Below are 17,162 nucleotides of genomic sequence, written 5' to 3' on the forward strand. Positions count from 1 at the left end.
GGCACGTGTCCGCATGGCGCGACGCCGAGGTGACCTTCGGCGCCGCACAGTCCACCATGGGTCCATGGAGGCCGCCCGACCGAAGGTCACCCCGCTGACCCGACCCACCCGCACCCGCAGCCACGTCCCGCCGCTGGGGGTGCGCACCACGCCCGACGGCGGCATCGACGTCGCGGTGCTCGCCTCGCACGCGCACGGGGTGGAGCTGTGCCTGATCGACGTCGTCGCCCCCGAGAAGGACCAGCACGACCCGGAGCGCTACGCCGAGCGGCGCATCGAGCTGGACGGCCCGACCTACGGCGTCTGGCACGGGCACGTGCCCGACGTCGCCCCGGGACAGCGCTACGGGTTCCGCGTGCACGGTCCGTGGGACCCGGACTCCGGCATGCGCCACAACCCGGCCAAGCTGATCCTCGACCCGTACGCCCGCGGCATCGAGGGCGACCTCGCCTACGTCCCGGCGACGCTGCGCGGGGGCGCGGACGACGACGGCGGCCCCGACCCGGAGGACTCGCTGCCGTTCGTCCCGCACGCCGTGGTCACCGCCGAGCTGCCCGCGCTGCCGCGGATGTCCCGGCCACGGGTCCCCTGGGCCGACACGGTGGTCTACGAGGCCCACGTGCGCGGGCTGACGCTGCAGCACCCGGGCGTGCCCGAGGAGCTGCGCGGCACCTACGCCGGGCTGGCGCACCCCGCGGTCATCGAGCACCTGCAGGCGCTCGGCGTGACCACGCTGGAGCTGCTGCCCATCCACGCCTCGACGGCGGAGCCCTGGCTGGCCGGCCGCGGGCTGACGAACTACTGGGGCTACTCCACGATGGGCTTCTTCGCCCCGCACGCCGCCTACGCCACTGCGGCCGCCCGCGAGGCGGGCCCGGCGGCGGTCGTGGACGAGGTGCGCGGCATGGTGCAGCTGCTACACGAGGCCGGGATCGAGGTGCTGCTGGACGTCGTCTACAACCACACGTGCGAGGGCGGCGACGACGCGCTGCACCTGTCGTGGCGCGGCCTGGACAACACGCTGTACTACCTGCACGACGGCGGCACCCCGGCCCGGCTGGCCGACGTCACCGGCACGGGCAACACCCTGGACTTCCGCCGCACCCGCGTGGTGCAGATGGCCCTGGACTCCCTGCGGTACTGGGCCGAGGTGATCGGCGTGGACGGCTACCGGTTCGACCTCGCCGTCACCCTCGGGCGCGACCACGACGGCTACACCCCCGACCACCCGTTCCTGTCCGCGCTGCGCACCGACCCCGTGCTGTCCGGTCTCAAGCTGGTGGCCGAGCCCTGGGACGTCGGCCCGGGCGGGTGGCAGACCGGGCGGTTCCCCGCCCCGATGGCGGAGTGGAACGACCGCTTCCGCAACGCCACGCGCTCGTTCTGGCTGGAGTCCGCCCGGGCCGGGTCGCACGGCGCGCCGATGCACGGTCTGCGTGAGCTCACCACCCGGCTGGCCGGGTCGGCGGACCTGTTCGGGCACTCGGACCCGCCGCTGATGCGCGGGCCGGTCGCGTCGGTCAACTACGTCACCGCCCACGACGGCTTCACCCTCGCCGACCTGGTCTCGTTCGACCACAAGCACAACCAGGCCAACGGCGAGGACAACCGCGACGGCACCGACGACAACCGGTCGTGGAACCACGGGATCGAGGGTCACGCCCCCGAGGGCGACGACGCCACCACCGAGCCGTGGTCTGCCGTCGTGCCGCTGCGCCGCCGCTCGCAGCGCAACCTGCTGGCGACGCTGCTGCTGGCCGCGGGCACCCCGATGATCACCGCCGGGGACGAGATGGGCCGCACCCAGGGCGGGAACAACAACGCCTACGCCCAGGACACCGAAATCTCCTGGGTCGACTGGGACCTGGACACGGCGAACTCCGAGCTGCTGGCCACGGCGCGCTACCTGGTCGGCCTGCGCGCCGAGCACGCGGCCCTGCGGGCGGAGTCGTTCTTCCTCGGCTCGCCCCGACCGGGCGAGGAGCACCCCGACCTGCTCTGGTACGACGCCGACGGCGCACCCATGGACGGCGAGGCGTGGTCCCACGAGGGACGGCGCATCATCCAGATGCTGCGCCCCGGCCCGGGCGACGACGAGGCCGACGTGCTGTGCGTGCTGCACGGCGGGCTGGAGGACGCCGAGCTCACGCTGCCCGAGACCCTCGACGGGGCAGGACCGTGGCAGCGGGTATGGAGCTCGACGTGGGACGCGCCCGAGGGGCCCGAGCAGGCGGACGAGGAGGAGGCCCCGGGCACGGCGCTGGTGGAGTCGTTGAGCGTGGAGGTGTTCGTGGCACGGCGCTGACGGGTCTGCCAGACTGCCCGCATGACAGACGCCGACGTCATCGTCATCGGAGCGGGCCTGTCGGGCCTGGTCACCGCGACCGAGATCACCGCGGCCGGGCGCCGCGTGATCCTGCTGGACCAGGAGCCGGAGGCCTCCCTCGGCGGGCAGGCCTGGTGGTCCTTCGGCGGGCTGTTCCTCGTGGACTCCCCCGAGCAGCGTCGGCTCGGCGTGCACGACTCCGCCGAGCTCGCCTGGTCCGACTGGCTCGGGTCCGCGCGGTTCGCCCCCGGCGCCGAGGACGGCGAGGGTCCCGACCGGCACGGGTACGCCTGGGCCAAGCACTTCGTCGAGGCCGCCGCCGGTGACCTGCGCTCGTGGCTGCACGCCAAGGGGGTGCGCTGGTTCCCGCTCGTGCAGTGGGCCGAGCGCGGCGGGTATCCCTTCGGACCCGGGCACGGGACCGCTCACGGGAACTCCGTCCCGCGGTTCCACGTCACCTGGGGCACCGGCCCGGCCGTCCTCGCACCGTTCGTCGCCGCGGCGCTGGAGGCGCGGTCGGCCGGACTGCTCGACCTGCGCTTCCGCCGGCGGGCCACCGGGCTGGTGGTCACCGACGGCCGCGTCACGGGCGTGCGCACCGAGATCCTGGCCGACGACGGCGCCCTGCGGGGCGAGCCGTCCTCGCGCGAGGTGGTCGGCGGCGAGGAGCTCACCGCCGGGGCGGTGGTGGTGGCCTCCGGCGGCATCGGTGCCAACCACGACCTGGCGCGCGAGCACTGGGACCCCGGGCACGGCGCGCTGCCGGCCCGGATGCTCTCCGGCGTGCCCGACTCGACCGACGGCCTGATGCTCGGCCACGCCGCCCACGCGGGGGCGGCGCTGGTGCACCAGGACCGCATGTGGCACTACCCGGAGGGCATCGCCAACCACTCGCCCGTGTGGACGAACCACGGCATCCGCATCCTGCCCGGGCCGTCCTCGCTGTGGCTGGACGCCGACGGCGGTCGGCTGCCGGCGCCGCTGTTCCCCGGGTTCGACGCCCTCGGAGCGCTGCAGCACGTCACGGGGCGCGGGGACGACCACTCCTGGTTCGTGCTGAACCGGGCGATCATGGAGACCGAGTTCGCGCTGTCCGGCTCCGAGCAGAACCCGGACCTGACCGGCAAGGACGTCCGCCTGCTCGCCCAGCGCGTGCTGCCCGGCGCCGTCGGACCCGTGGCCCGGTTCGCCGAGTCCTCCCCCGAGTTCCTGTGGGCGGACTCCCCCGAGGAGCTCGCGGGCCGGATGAACGCGCTGACCGCGGCGACCCCGGGCTCGGGCGGGCACGTCGACCCGGCGCGGCTCGCCGCCGTCGTCCGCGCCCGCGACGCCCAGGTCGCCTCCGGCCTGGGCAAGGACCCGCAGGTGGTGGCCACGCGCGCCGCCCGCGACTTCCGCGTGGACAGGATGATGCGCGTCAGCCCGCCGCGGCCGCTGACGACCCCGAAGGACGGCCCGCTGCTCGCCGTGCGGCTGTCCGTGCTGACCCGCAAGACCCTCGGCGGGCTGTGGTGCGACCCGTCCGGCCGGGTGCTGCGCGAGGACGGTTCCGTGCTGGACGGGCTCTGGGCGGTCGGGGAGGCCGCCGGGTTCGGGGGTGGCGGCATGCACGGCCACCGGACCCTCGAGGGCACGTTCCTGGGCGGGTGCCTGCACACCGGCCGCGTCACCGGTCGGGCGCTGGCCGCGGACCGGTGACGACGGACCACCGGGTGTCCGGGCATGTTGGCGCGCACTCCCCGGCCCGTCTGACTAGCGTGGGGGGCGTGACGTCGCCCAAGCCCGCCCCGCCCCATCCCATCGGTCGCATCCCCGTCATCGAGGTCTCCCCCGTCGTCGAGGGCGGACGCTGGCCCGCGAAGGCGACTCCCGGCGAGGTCGTCCCGGTCGAGGCCACCGTCTTCCGCGAGGGTCACGACGCCGTCAGCGCCACCGCCGTGCTGTTCACCCCCGACCGGCGTCTGCACTCGTGGGCCCCCATGCGGGACGTCGCCCCCGGGCTCGACCGGTTCCAGGGGTTCCTGCAGCCCGACGCCCCGGGCGACTGGTCGTTCCGCGTCGAGGCCTGGTCGGACCCGTACGCCACCTGGGCCCACGACGCCACGATCAAGGTCGCGGCCGGGCAGGACGTCGACCTCATGCTCGCCGAGGGCGCGCTGCTGTTCGAGCAGATCGTCGCCCCGCGCCTGCAGCAGCGCCGCAACGCCGAGGACGCGGAACTCCTGGACCGCGTGGCCCGGGAGCTGGCCGACACCACGCGCCCCGCCGAGGCCCGCCTCGCCATGGCCACCCAGCACACCGTGCGCGACGCCCAGCAGCACATCCCGCTGCGCCGCCTGGTCTCGGCGAGCGCCACCTACCCGCTGCAGGTGGACCGCCGGCTGGCCCAGACCGGCGCCTGGTACGAGATCTTCCCCCGGTCCGAGGGGGCCACCCGCGACGCCGACGGCACCTGGCGGTCCGGCACCTTCGCCACCGCCGCGGAGCGCCTGCCCGCCATCGCCGCGATGGGGTTCGACGTCGTCTACCTCACCCCGGTCCACCCCATCGGCACGACGTTCCGCAAGGGCCGCAACAACACCCTCGAGGCCGAGCCCGGGGACCCCGGCAGCCCCTACGCGATCGGCTCGCCCGACGGCGGGCACGACGCGATCCACCCGGACCTGGGCACCGCCGAGGACTTCACCGCCTTCGTGGACGCCGCGCGCGGCCAGGGTCTCGAGGTCGCCCTGGACCTGGCGCTGCAGTGCTCGCCCGACCACCCGTGGGTCGCCGAGCACCCGGAGTGGTTCACCGTCCGCGCGGACGGGTCCATCGCCTACGCGGAGAACCCGCCGAAGAAGTACCAGGACATCTACCCGCTGAACTTCGACACCGACCCGGTCGGGCTCTCCCACGAGGTCCTGCGCATCGTGCGGCTGTGGATCGACCGCGGGGTCACGCTGTTCCGGGTGGACAACCCGCACACGAAGCCGTTGGACTTCTGGGAGTGGCTGCTGGCGGAGGTCCGCGCCACGAACCCGGAGGTGATCTTCCTGTCCGAGGCGTTCACCAAGCCCGCCATGATGCAGACGCTCGGGCGGATCGGGTTCCACCAGTCGTACACCTACTTCACCTGGCGCAACACCGGCGAGGAGATCACGGAGTACCTGGCCGAGGTGTCCGGGGAGCAGGGCGCCGTCATGCGGCCCGCGTTCTGGCCCACGACGCACGACATCCTGCCGCCGTACCTCCAGCACGGCGGCGTCGCCGGGTTCGCCGTGCGGGCCGTGCTCGCGGCGACCGGCAGCCCCACGTGGGGCATCTACTCGGGCTACGAGCTCGTGGAGAACGTGCCCCGCCCGGGCGTCGAGGAGCAGATCGACAACGAGAAGTACGAGTACCGGCCGCGCGACTGGTCGGCCGCCGACGACATCGGCATCTCGACGCTGCTGCGGCGGCTGAACGAGATCCGTCGCGACCACCCGGCCCTGCAGCAGCTGCGCAACCTGACCGTCCATCCCACGACCAACCCCCAGGTGATCGCCTACTCGCGGCGTGTCCGCGCCGAGCACCTGCCCGCGGCCGGCCGTCCCGGGTCCGGCCACGACGACGTCGTGCTCGTGGTGATCAACCTCGACCCCCACCACCCCCAGGAGTCGACCGTGCTGCTCGATCACGATGCCCTCGGCCTGGACGCTCCCGACGACGTCGAGGACCAGCCCTTCTTCACCGTCCACGACGAGCTGTCCGGTGTCAGCTATCCCTGGGGGCGCCATCCCTACGTCCGTCTCGAACCGCAGGTGCAGGTCGGTCACGTGCTGAAGGTGGTGCCCGCATGAATGCCTCCGCGCAGACCGGTGGCGTGGACGTCCCGCGCCCCATCACCCGCCAGATCCCCGTCCAGGCGCTGCCGCCGCGGCGCCAGCCGGAACCGCCGCCGCTGCCGAAGCCCGGCCTGGTCGAGGACCCGGACTGGTACCGCAAGGCGGTCTTCTACGAGGTCATGGTCCGCAGCTTCACCGACTCCGAGGGCGCCGGGTCGGGAGACCTGCGCGGGGTCATGGACCGGCTCGACTACCTGCAGTGGCTCGGGGTCGACTGCCTGTGGCTGCCGCCCTTCTACCCGTCCCCCCAGCGCGACGGCGGCTACGACGTCGCGGACTTCACCGCGATCGCCCCGCAGTACGGGTCGCTGCAGGACTTCGGCCGGCTCATCGAGGCGGCGCACGCGCGCGGCATCCGGATCATCATCGACCTGGTCATGAACCACACCAGCGACCAGCACCCCTGGTTCCAGGCGTCCCGCTCCGACCCCGAGGGCCCCTACGGCGACTTCTACGTGTGGTCGGACGACGACTCCGGCTACCAGGACGCGCGGATCATCTTCGTCGACACCGAGACCTCGAACTGGACCTTCGACCCGGTGCGCCGCCAGTACTACTGGCACCGGTTCTTCAGCCACCAGCCGGACCTGAACTACGAGAACCCGAAGGTCGCCGAGGCGATGTTCGACGTCGTCCGGTTCTGGCTGCGCTCCGGCGTGGACGGCTTCCGGCTCGACGCGGTGCCCTACCTGTACGAGGAGGAGGGCACCAACTGCGAGAACCTGCCGCGCACGCACGAGTTCCTGCGGCGGGTGCGGGCGATGATCGACGAGGAGTTCCCCGGCCGGATCATGCTGGCCGAGGCCAACCAGTGGCCGCACGACGTCGTGGACTACTTCGGGACCAGCGAGGACCCGGAGTGCCACATGTGCTTCCACTTCCCGGTGATGCCGCGCATCTTCTACGCCCTGCGCGACCAGCGGGCCACCCAGCTCCTGGACATCATGGCCGACACCCCCGAGATCCCGGCCGCCGGCGGGCAGTGGAGCACGTTCCTGCGCAACCACGACGAGCTCACCCTCGAGATGGTCTCGACCGAGGAGCGCGCCGCGATGTACGGGTGGTACGCCCACGACCCGCGCATGCGCGCCAACGTGGGCATCCGCCGTCGGCTCGCGCCGCTGCTGGACAACTCCCGCAAGGAGATCGAGCTCGCCCACGCCCTGCTGCTGTCCCTGCCGGGCAGCCCGTGCCTGTACTACGGCGACGAGATCGGCATGGGCGACAACATCTGGCTGCCCGACCGCGACGCCGTGCGCACGCCGATGCAGTGGACGCCCGACCGCAACGCCGGGTTCTCCACCGCCGACCCGGGCAAGCTGTACCTGCCGCTGAACCAGTCGCTGGTGCACCACTACCACCACATCAACGTGGAGGCACAGCTCGCGCAGCCGACCTCCCTGCTGCACTGGGTGCACGGAATGCTGGGCGTACGGCGGCTGCACCCGACGTTCGGCACCGGCGACTTCCGCGCCTGCGAGGTGGACGACGAGGCGATCCTCGCCTTCGTGCGGTCCGGCGACGAACAGCTCGTGGTGGCCGCCAACCTGTCCACGACGGCGCGGTCGGCCACGGTCTCGCTGCCCGGCATGGAGGGCTGGACGCTGACCGACCTCTTCGGCGGCGGCCGGTTCCCCCAGGTGTCCGCCGACGGCACGGTGCAGCTGTCCTGGGGCTCGCGCGACTTCTACTGGCTCCTGGCCACTCCCCCGGACCCGAGCGACGACGAAGGGTAGGCCCGATGATCGACGTCTCCGTCCAGCACGCAGCCCCCGACCCGAGCGTCGGTGAGCTGCTCGCGGCCTGGCTGCCGACGCAGCGCTGGTTCCCCGGCGGCACGTCCGTGCGCGCCGAGCCCTGGTTGGCGGTGACGTTCGACCAGGAAGGGGCCGACGTCGCCGGGGCCGACGGCGCGCACGGCGACGTCGTGCTGCTGCTCACGCGCCTCGTGGGGCCCGAGCTGCCCGGCGGCGAGCTCCTCGCCCAGGTGCCGCTGGTGCTCAGCGACCCCGAGCACGTCAGCCTGGGGCACATCGGCACGGTGGAGACCGCCTCAGGCGAGATCGCCGTGCACGACGGCGGCGCGAACCCGGCCTGCTGGGTGCTGCTGCTGCGTGCCATGGGCATCGGCGGGGACGCCGCGACCCTGACCGAGCGCGGTCGGGTCCTGGCGGGCGAGCAGTCCAACACGTCGGTGATCCTGCCGGGGGTGCCCTCCCCCGGCGGTGCGGGCGGGATGCTCAAGATCCTGCGCACCATCGCCGACGGGCCCCACCCCGACGTCGTCGTGCCCCAGGCGCTGACGGCCGACGGCTGGGAGGGCGTCCCGCGGTTCCTCGGCGCGCTGGAGATCGACGCCGACGACTCGACCGAGAGCCCGGTGCACCTGGCGATCCTGTCCGAGCTCGTGCCGCACGCCGAGGACGGGTTCGAGCTGGCCTGCGACCTGGCCAGCCGCGGCGAGTCCTTCGCCGAGCACTCCCGCGACCTGGGACGCCTCGTGGCCGAGCTCCACCAGCGGATGGCCAGGCTGCTGCCCGTCGGCCCGCCGCTGGACGCCGCCCGGTTCGTCGCCGGGCTGCGCCGGCGCGCCGACCGCGCCGTGGCCGAGGCCGACGTGCTCGCCCCGCGGGCGGCGGAGATCTCGGCGCTGCTGGACGACCTCGAGCAGCGGCTGGCGGCCCTGCCGGAGCCGGTCGCGACCCAGCGCATCCACGGCGACCTGCACCTGGGCCAGACGCTGTTCGGCGAGGGCTGGAAGGTCCTCGACTTCGAGGGCGAGCCGCAGCGCTCGGTCGACGAGCGGACCGCACCGGACCTGCCCCTGCGCGACGTCGCGGGCATGCTGCGGTCCTTCGACTACGCCGCGGCGGTCGCCGAGGCGCCCGACCCGGCGGCGTGGCAGGCGGAGGCGGCCGAGGCGTTCCTCGCCGGGTACCGCGACGCGGCCCCCGCCCCGTCCGGCCTCGACCCCGAGACCGCCGCGACGGTGCTCGACGCCCTCGTGCTGGACAAGGCGCTGTACGAGGTGGTCTACGAGTCCCACCACCGGCCCACCTGGCTGCCCATCCCGCTGGGTGCGGTGGACCGGCTGCTGCGGGACTGACGCGGCCACGCCGCGTGCGTGTTGCGGACGCGGCCCCGACCAGGAAGTGGAAGGGTGGAGGACATGACGTCCGTGCCATCTGCTGTCGACCCGGAACTCCTGACCGCCGTCGCGCGCGGCACCACGCACGACCCGCACGCGGTGCTCGGCGCGCACCTGCTGCCCGTCGACGGGGACAGTCCGCCGTCGGCGGTGGTGCGGGTGCTGCGCCCCCTGGCCGACGAGGTCGTGGTCCTCGCGGCCGGACCCGACGGGGACGTCGAGCAGCCCGCGACCCACGAGGCCGGCGGAGTGTGGAGCGCGGTCGTCCCGGCCCTGACGGACGACGACGGCACCCGGCACGTGCCCGACTACCGGGTCCGGACCCGCTACGGCGACGACGTCCAGACCGCCGACGACCCGTACCGCTTCCTGCCCTCGCTGGGCGAGGTCGACCTGCACCTGGTGGGCGAGGGCCGCCACGAGGAGCTGTGGCGGGTGCTCGGCGCGAACCGGCACGTCTACCCCAGCGCGCGCGGCGACGTCGTCGGCACCTCCTTCGCGGTGTGGGCGCCCAACGCCCGCGGCGTGCGCCTGGTCGGCGACCACAACCGCTGGACGTCGGTGCACCCGATGCGCTCCCTCGGCTCCAGCGGCGTGTGGGAGATCTTCGTGCCCGGCGTCGGCCCCGGCACCCGCTACAAGTACGAGATCTGCGGCCCGGACGGCACCTGGCGCGCCAAGGCCGACCCGCTGGCGAAGGCGACCGAGGTGCCGCCCGCGACCGCCTCCGTCGTCGTGCACAGCGACTACACCTGGGACGACCACGACTGGATGACCCGACGGGCGTCCCGGGACCAGCACGGCGGCCCGATGAGCGTCTACGAGGTGCACCTCGGCTCCTGGCGCCCCGGCCTCGGCTACCGCGAGCTCGCCGAGCAGCTCACGGAGTACGTCGTCGAGCAGGGCTTCACCCACGTCGAGCTGCTGCCCGTGGCCGAGCACCCGTTCGGCGGGTCGTGGGGCTACCAGGTCACGAGCTACTACGCGCCGACGTCGCGGTTCGGCTCCCCCGACGACTTCCGGTTCCTGGTCGACCGGCTGCACCAGGCCGGCATCGGCGTCATCCTCGACTGGGTGCCCGCGCACTTCCCGCGGGACGACTTCGCCCTGGCGCGGTTCGACGGCACCCCGCTGTACGAGCACGCCGACCCTCGACGCGGCGAGCAGCCCGACTGGGGCACCTACGTCTTCGACTTCGGCCGGCGCGAGGTGCGCAACTTCCTCGTCGCGAACGCCACCTACTGGTTCGAGGAGTTCCACGCCGACGGCCTGCGCGTCGACGCCGTCGCGTCGATGCTCTACCTCGACTACTCGCGCAACGAGGGCGAGTGGACCCCGAACGTCCACGGCGGGCGCGAGAACCTCGAGGCGATCAGCTTCATCCAGGAGGCCAACGCGACCGCCTACCGCCGTACCCCCGGCGTGCTGATGATCGCCGAGGAGTCCACGGCCTTCCCCGGGGTGACCCGGCCCACCGACTCGGGCGGTCTCGGGTTCGGCCTGAAGTGGAACATGGGATGGATGAACGACACGCTGCAGTACGTCGCCAAGGACCCGATGTACCGCAGCCACCACCACGGCGAGCTGACGTTCTCGCTGGTCTACGCGTTCTCCGAGCAGTACGTGCTGCCCATCAGCCACGACGAGGTCGTGCACGGCAAGGGCTCGCTGCTGCGCAAGATGCCCGGCGACCGGTGGCAGCAGCTCGCCGGGGTGCGCTCCTTCCTCGCCTACCAGTGGACCCACCCGGGCAAGCAGCTGCTGTTCATGGGCAGCGAGTTCGCCCAGGAGGCCGAGTGGAACGAGGGCACCGGTCTGGACTGGTGGAGCCTGGAGGACGCCGGGCACGCGGGCGTGCAGCGCCTGGTGCGAGACCTGAACCACCTCTACCGCGCGACGCCGTCGCTGTGGGAACGCGACTTCGACGGGTCCGGCTTCGAGTGGATCGAGGCCGGGGACGCCGGCCGCAACCTGCTGGCCTACGTCCGGCGGGCGGCCGACGGCTCACCGGTCGTGGTGGTCGTGAACTTCGCGGGCGTGCCCCACGAGGGCTACCGGCTCGGTCTGCCGCACGGCGGCGCCTGGACCGAGGTGCTGAACACCGACGCGGTCGAGTACGGGGGCTCCGGCGTGGTCAACGTCGGCGACGTCGTCGCCGAGGAGACCCCCTGGCACGGCCGCGCGCAGTCGGCGGCCCTGCGGGTCCCGCCGCTCGGTGCCCTGGTCCTCGCCCCGCGCTGAGCCCCGCCGGCCGGCCCGGTCGTCGACACGCACGAGCCGACGTGGCTCGGGCGGTGCGCCGTCGTCAGACGGGAAGCGCAGGGCGCGCAGCGCCCGTGAGCGCGACGGCGCACCGCCCGAGCCACGTCGGCTCAGTACAGGAACATCATCATCTTCTTGCGGGCCTTGACGACCCGGGAGTCGGACGTCCCGACGACCTCGAACAGGTCGACGAGCCGCGCCCGCAGCTTCTCCTTGTCGTCCGCGTCGGCGCCGGGCATGAGCTGCAGCAGCCGGTCGAACGCGTCGTCGACCTTCCCGCCGAGCATGTCCATGTCGGCGACGGCGAGCTGGGCGTCGACGTCGGCCGGTGCGTCCGCCGCAGCGGTGCGCACCTGCTGCAGATCGGCACCGCGGGTGCGCTGCATGAGGCGCACCTGGGCGAGACCCGCCACGGCCTGGGCGTCGGTGGGGTCCTGGGTGACCGCCCGGGAGAAGGCGGTCGCCGCGGCGTCGAGGTCGTCGCGCTCGATGGCGTCGTAGGCCTCCTGGTGCAGCGGCGGCAGCGGCTCCTCCGGCTCCTCGGCGGGCTGCTCCGGCTCCTCGGCGCCGGCACCGGGGACGCGGCCCGTCACGCCGTTCTGCTCGGCGGCGGCGAGGACCTGGTCCAGCACACCGCGGATCTGCTCCTCGGAGGCGGCTCCCGCGAACAGCGGGAGCGGCTGCCCCTGCAGCACGGCGACGACGGTGGGGACGCCCTGCGGCTGGAACGCCGCCGCGATCTGCGGGTACTCGTTGGCGTCGACGCGTCCCAGCAGGAAGCGTCCGGCGTACTCGTCGGCGAGCCGGCCCAGCGTGGTGCCGAGGTCGGCGTTCGCCTGGTCCGTGGGCATCCACAGCAGGACGACGACGGGGTACGTCGTCGAGTCCTGGACGACCTGCTGGAAGTTCGCGTCGGTCAGGTCGACGACGAACCCCCCGGCCGTCGGTGCGCCGCCCGGCTCCCCGGGGGGCGGGGACTGGGGTCGGTTCAGGGCCGACAGGTCGACGGCGCCGCGCGGGCTGAAGCTCGGCTCGGGCGTGGGAGTGCTCATGGGAACATCCTACGAAGTCTCAGCCGTCGGACCCGTCGTCGTTCGACTCCCGGTCGGTGTTGCGGTCGCCGGGGATCGAGGTCGCCGCGTCCGTGGAGACGTGGGAGTAGCCCAGCGGCCGGATCGGTTCGTCGGACCCCTCGGGCGGCACGTAGAGCGCCACCTGGTCGGTGTACTCCACGTACAGCTCGTTGGTGTTGTCCTCGTCCCCGATGAGGGCCTTCTGGGTCTCGGTCAGCGGGCCGATCTCGCCGTCCTCCTCGACCGTCACCCGGATGTTGCCGTCCAGCACACCCATGACGACGGCACCGCCGTCCGAGGTGCGCACGGCGACGACCTGGTCGTCGCGCGAGGCGAACGTCAGCCGGTACTCGCCGTCGGCCTCCTCGAACGCCTCGGCACCGCGCACGTTGCGCGCGTCCGCCTGGACCCGCTTGACCAGGTCCTGGCTCTCGCCGGGCAGTTCGAAGGCGTCCGCGTGCTCGGCGTCGTCGGGCCCCTCGGCCACGAGGTCGGCGTAGCGCGCGAGGGCCGTGCTGGGCGTCACCACGAGGGACTCGTCGTCGGGCGCCACGGCGTCCGAGCCGATCGCCTCGGGGTCGGCGAAGTTCGGCAGGGTGGTGCCCGGGATGAGCTGCACCCAGGACCAGAGCTTGTAGTTGTCGCGGGCGGAGTCCTGCTGGTACGCCACCAGACGCGGAACCTCGAGGTTCTCGGTCGGCTGGGTGATGGTGAAGCTGACCCGCGGCCACGACTCGGTCGTCGGCAGGATCATCGCCTCGAGATCCGTCGGGATGTTCGTCACGAGCGAGTTGTCGCCCCGCTCCTCGGCGACCCGGATCTGGCTGCGCCGGACCTCGAAGGCCGGGCCCTCCACGCGGGGGCGCAGCTGCTTCGGCTGCTCGTTCTCGCTCGCCTGGTCGAGCGACGCGGCCACCTCCTCGACGACACGCGTCTGCTGGGCCGCGGTCAGCGCGGGTCCCGTGAACGGGTCGTCGGCGACGGGCGTCGGCAGCTCGTCGGCGCAGCCGGCCAGCAGGACGACGGTGGTCGCCGCACCGGCGGCGGCCGCGGCCCGGCGCCCGGGCCGGCGGGTGAAGTCCTTCATCGCTTGTCCTCGTCAGTCGTGTCGTCGTCCGCCGCGGGCGTCGTGCCGCCGGTCGTGCCGCCGAAGCCCCAGGTCTCACGCCACGCGGAGGCTCGGCGGCTCTCGGCCGACGGCGCCTCCCCGGGGTCGGTGGGAGCCTGCGGACCGGCCGGCCCGCCGGGCCCCGGGACCACGGGGGTCTGGCCGGTCAGAGCACGCAGCGCGCGCCCCATGCCCGACGGGCCGGCGGCCCGACGCTCCTCCTCGCGGCGCCGTAGCTCGCGGCGCGTCAGCGGCCGGCCGGCGGTGTCGGCCGCCGTGTCGTCGGTGTCCGCCGAGCTCTCCGGACCCGCCGGAGCGGTCGGCAGCGCGGGCGCCGGTGCCGGGACCGGCGCGCCGGCGGCCGGCGCGTCAGGGGACGGCGCCTCGGGGGCCGGGGCGGACGGGCTCGCGGTGTCCTCGGCCGGGGCGGTGTCGCGCCGCAGCCGCGACCGCCGACGGAACCGGCCTGCGACCGGGACGGGGGCCGTGCCGGTCGAGTCGTCGTCCTGCGACTCCGGGACCGTGGCGTCGTCCTGCGCCGAGGTCGTGGCGTCGTCGGACGAGGTGCTCACCGTCTCGGGCCACGACCCGCCCGTACGCCACGTGGCGGCGCCCGCCGCACCGGCGGCGGCCCCGGTGGTCGGTCCGAAGGGCGACGCGGCCGAGGAGCCGGACGTGCCGGACCCGGAGCCGGGGTCGCCGACGGTGGGCGACGACGTGGCGGACGACGCGGTGGCGGACGACGCGGTGGCGGACGACGACGAGGCGGCGACGGCCGCGCGGCGGGTGCGCGCCTTCTTGCGCGACCGGCGGCCGGCGAGCAGCAGCACCACGCCCACGAGGAGCAGCACGCCACCCGCGCCGACGGCGGGCCACAGCAGCGGCGTGGAGACCTCGCGGTCCCAGGTCAGCTCGAGAGTCGGTGCCTCGACGTCGGTCGGGGCCTCCTCGGCGTCGGCCTGCTCGCCCTCCTCGCCCTCGGCCTCCTCGACGGGAGCGGGACCCGTCGCCGCGGCGAGCAGGACCCACCGGCCGGGCCGGTCCGTCCAACGCAGGGTGACCTGCTCGGCGTCCACCAGCTCGGTGTCCCACATGTCGGAACCGGCCGGGCTCGGCGGCGGCTCGGCCGCTTCCTCCCCCTCCGCGTCCTCCGAGGCCTCGGCGTCGGCGTCCTCCTCGGCGGACCCGGCGACCTGCTCGGTGCTCAGGGTGTCCCAGTCGGTGAGCCCGGTGACGCGTGTGTACGGGTCGTCACCGATCCACCCGGTGACGTCGACGTCCCGGCCGACGACCACGGCGACCTGCTGCCCTGCGGGCACGGAGGCCGTGACGGTCACCTCGGAGTCGACGAGGTCGAGCACCCCCGGGTCGGTGACGACGAACGTCCCGTCCCCGGTCGGCGTGGCCGTCGCGGCGACCGTGTCGGACTCGCGCAGGACGGTCGCGGTCGCGACCCCGAACGCGATGGCGCCCAGTCCGGCGAGGACCAGGACGACACCCAGAATGCGTTGCAGCACCGAGCTTCCCTTTCGACGTGGACTCCTCAGGATAGGGATGCGTGAGGAGCCGCCCGGACACAGGAGTCGTTCCGCAGCATCGGTTCACGAACCCTTCACGAGTCGGGTACCAGCATCCTCGAGCCTCCCACGCCTGCGCACAGCACGACCACCTGGAGAGACGCAGGCGGCGCCGTCCCGCGCGTCGGAGGTGGGACGCAGCACGTCCTGGGTGTCGGGGGCCTGCCACGCCCACTATCCTGAGCGGAGCCGGGGCACCCACGACGTACGGAGGTCTTCACGTGTCCGACGAGCGCACGCTCTTCCCGATCACCATGCGCGGCTACGACCGCGCCGCGGTCGAGAGCCAGATCTCCCGTCTCGAGCAGGCCGTGGAGGAGGCGCGCCGCAACGTCCAGGCCACCGACGCGCGGGCGATGCAGCTCTCCTCCGAGCTCGCCGACGCCCACCGCCAGCTGCGCGAGAACGACAAGCCGTCGTACGCGGGCCTCGGGGCCCGTGCCGAGCGGCTGCTGCGGTCGGCGGACGAGCAGTCCGCGGAGGTCCTCCGCCAGGCGAACCAGCAGGCGTCCGACATCATGGCTCGCGCGAAGCTGTCCGCCGGACAGGTCCGGCAGCGCGCCGAGTCCGAGGCCTCGGAGCTGCTCGCCAGCGCGCGCCGCGAGGCCGAGGAGATCCGGTCCACCACCGCGGCGGAGGCCGAGGGCACGCTGCAGGGCGCCCAGCGCCGCGCCGAGGAGCTCGTCGGTTCCGCCGAGCGCGAGGCCGCGCTGATCACCAGCACCCTCGCCACCGAGGAGAGCGAGCGCCGCGCCGGCCTCGAGCGCGAGGTCGGCACGATGCGCACGACGGCGGAGCGCGAGGTGACCGAGGCCCGCGTCGAGGCCGACCGCGAGATCGCCCAGATGCGCGCCGCGGCCGCCGCCGAGTCCGCCGCCCTGCGCGAGGAGGCCGAGCGCGAGGCCAACGACCTCATGGAGCGCACCCGCAACGAGGCCGCGCGGATCGTGGCCGAGGCCAAGCACCAGGCGGCCGAGTCCGCCCATGCGGTCACCTCCGAGCTCGAGGACCTGCGGGAGCAGGCCCGGACCACGCTCGCCGACGCCGAGCTGCAGGCCGCCCAGACCCGGGAGCGCGTCGAGACCGACGCTGCCCAGCGGCACGAGGCGGCACGAGCCGAGACCGAGCGCGTGGTGCGCGAGGCGGAGGAGCACGCCGCCGAGGCCGAGAAGCGGGTCGCCGCGGCCCTGCAGCAGGCCGACCGCGTCCGCTCCGAGTCGGACGCCTACGTCAAGGAGCTCGTCGCCGACGCCCGGCGGACCGCGGACTCCATCGTCTCCGAGGCGCGGACCTTCGCCGAGCAGACGGTCTCCGACGCCCAGGCCGAGGCCGACCAGAGCCGCACGTCCGCGGAGCGCCAGCTCGAGGACCTCACCCGCCGTCACGACTCGATCAACTCCTACCTGGAGGAGCTGCGCGGGCTGCTCGGCAGCGAGAAGGTCGCCGACCTCGCGGACGAGGCACCGGTCGACACCGGCGACGGCGAGGAGGCCGCGACCCCGGCCGCGGCTTCTGCCACGTCCTCGGCCCCGGCCCCGGCCGAGTCGCCTGTCGGGGACGCAGGCGAGGACGAGGACGCGGAGGCCGACCGGGCCGCGCTGGAGCAGACGCCCGCGCAGGCCGCTCGTGCCGCCTCGACCCAGTCCGCCGCGGCGGACGACTCGGCGTCGGCCGACTCGGGCAGCGCCGCCTCCCCGCCCGCGCCCAGCGACTCGCCCACGGCGGAGAGCTCGACGACGTCGCGGGCCTGACCGGCCCCGGGAACGTGCCGAGGGGGGGACCGCCGCGGCGGTCCCCCCTCG

Annotated in this window: 10 protein-coding genes; 7 read left to right on the forward strand and 3 right to left on the reverse strand. The window is 74.0% G+C overall.

Annotated features, from left to right (window positions below):
- Positions 1-64: 64 nt before the first annotated feature.
- From glgX to glgB, 6 genes are all read left to right on the forward strand, one after another.
- Complete coding sequence (gene glgX, locus PO879_RS11515; protein ID WP_278235036.1) at positions 65-2,305, forward strand: glycogen debranching protein GlgX; 2,241 nt, start codon at positions 65-67, stop codon at positions 2,303-2,305.
- 21 nt (positions 2,306-2,326) lie between these two features.
- Positions 2,327-4,024, forward strand: a complete 1,698-nt coding sequence (locus PO879_RS11520) for an FAD-binding dehydrogenase (RefSeq protein ID WP_278235037.1) — start codon at positions 2,327-2,329, stop codon at positions 4,022-4,024.
- Positions 4,025-4,083: 59 nt separating this feature from the next.
- Positions 4,084-6,147 carry an alpha-1,4-glucan--maltose-1-phosphate maltosyltransferase gene (locus tag PO879_RS11525; protein WP_278235038.1) on the forward strand — a complete coding sequence of 688 codons (2,064 nt, stop codon included), beginning with the start codon at positions 4,084-4,086 and terminating at the stop codon, positions 6,145-6,147.
- Positions 6,144-7,928: a maltose alpha-D-glucosyltransferase gene (treS, locus tag PO879_RS11530; RefSeq protein WP_278235039.1), complete on the forward strand. Its 1,785-nt coding sequence runs from the start codon at positions 6,144-6,146 to the stop codon at positions 7,926-7,928. The genes PO879_RS11525 and treS overlap by 4 nt, the downstream gene beginning before the upstream one ends.
- A gap of 5 nt (positions 7,929-7,933) precedes the next feature.
- Positions 7,934-9,298, forward strand: coding sequence for a phosphotransferase (locus PO879_RS11535; protein ID WP_278235040.1), 1,365 nt, complete (start codon positions 7,934-7,936; stop codon positions 9,296-9,298).
- 63 nt (positions 9,299-9,361) lie between these two features.
- Complete coding sequence (glgB, locus tag PO879_RS11540; RefSeq protein ID WP_278235041.1) at positions 9,362-11,581, forward strand: 1,4-alpha-glucan branching protein GlgB; 2,220 nt, start codon at positions 9,362-9,364, stop codon at positions 11,579-11,581.
- Positions 11,582-11,712: 131 nt separating this feature from the next.
- Here glgB and PO879_RS11545 read toward each other — a convergent pair whose 3' ends face one another.
- From PO879_RS11545 to PO879_RS11555, 3 genes are read right to left on the reverse strand one after another with little or no spacing between them, the layout of a single operon-like run.
- Positions 11,713-12,654: a tetratricopeptide repeat protein gene (locus tag PO879_RS11545; protein WP_278235042.1), complete on the reverse strand. Its 942-nt coding sequence runs from the start codon at positions 12,652-12,654 to the stop codon at positions 11,713-11,715.
- Between the two features lie 19 nt (positions 12,655-12,673).
- A complete protein-coding gene (locus PO879_RS11550) occupies positions 12,674-13,762 on the reverse strand; it encodes a hypothetical protein (protein ID WP_278235043.1) in 1,089 nt (362 codons plus the stop codon).
- Positions 13,759-15,300: a hypothetical protein gene (locus PO879_RS11555; protein ID WP_278235044.1), complete on the reverse strand. Its 1,542-nt coding sequence runs from the start codon at positions 15,298-15,300 to the stop codon at positions 13,759-13,761. The genes PO879_RS11550 and PO879_RS11555 overlap by 4 nt, the downstream gene beginning before the upstream one ends.
- A 281-nt stretch (positions 15,301-15,581) precedes the next feature.
- Here PO879_RS11555 and PO879_RS11560 point away from each other — a divergent pair, with 281 nt between their 5' ends.
- Positions 15,582-17,111 carry a hypothetical protein gene (locus PO879_RS11560; RefSeq protein ID WP_278235045.1) on the forward strand — a complete coding sequence of 510 codons (1,530 nt, stop codon included), beginning with the start codon at positions 15,582-15,584 and terminating at the stop codon, positions 17,109-17,111.
- Positions 17,112-17,162: the final 51 nt, after the last annotated feature.

Source organism: Isoptericola sp. AK164, from assembly GCF_029643425.1.
GTDB lineage: Bacteria > Actinomycetota > Actinomycetes > Actinomycetales > Cellulomonadaceae > Isoptericola > Isoptericola haloaureus.

Bases quoted from the DNA above. Each gene is read 5' to 3' on its own strand.
- PO879_RS11520 (WP_278235037.1), top strand. From the start codon at position 2,327: ATGACAGACGCCGACGTCATCGTCATCGGAGCGGGCCTGTCGGGCCTG.
- treS (WP_278235039.1), top strand. From the start codon at position 6,144: ATGAATGCCTCCGCGCAGACCGGTGGCGTGGACGTCCCGCGCCCCATC.
- PO879_RS11545 (WP_278235042.1), bottom strand. From the start codon at position 12,654: ATGAGCACTCCCACGCCCGAGCCGAGCTTCAGCCCGCGCGGCGCCGTC.
- PO879_RS11550 (WP_278235043.1), bottom strand. From the start codon at position 13,762: ATGAAGGACTTCACCCGCCGGCCCGGGCGCCGGGCCGCGGCCGCCGCC.
- glgX (WP_278235036.1), top strand. From the start codon at position 65: ATGGAGGCCGCCCGACCGAAGGTCACCCCGCTGACCCGACCCACCCGC.
- glgB (WP_278235041.1), top strand. From the start codon at position 9,362: ATGACGTCCGTGCCATCTGCTGTCGACCCGGAACTCCTGACCGCCGTC.
- PO879_RS11535 (WP_278235040.1), top strand. From the start codon at position 7,934: ATGATCGACGTCTCCGTCCAGCACGCAGCCCCCGACCCGAGCGTCGGT.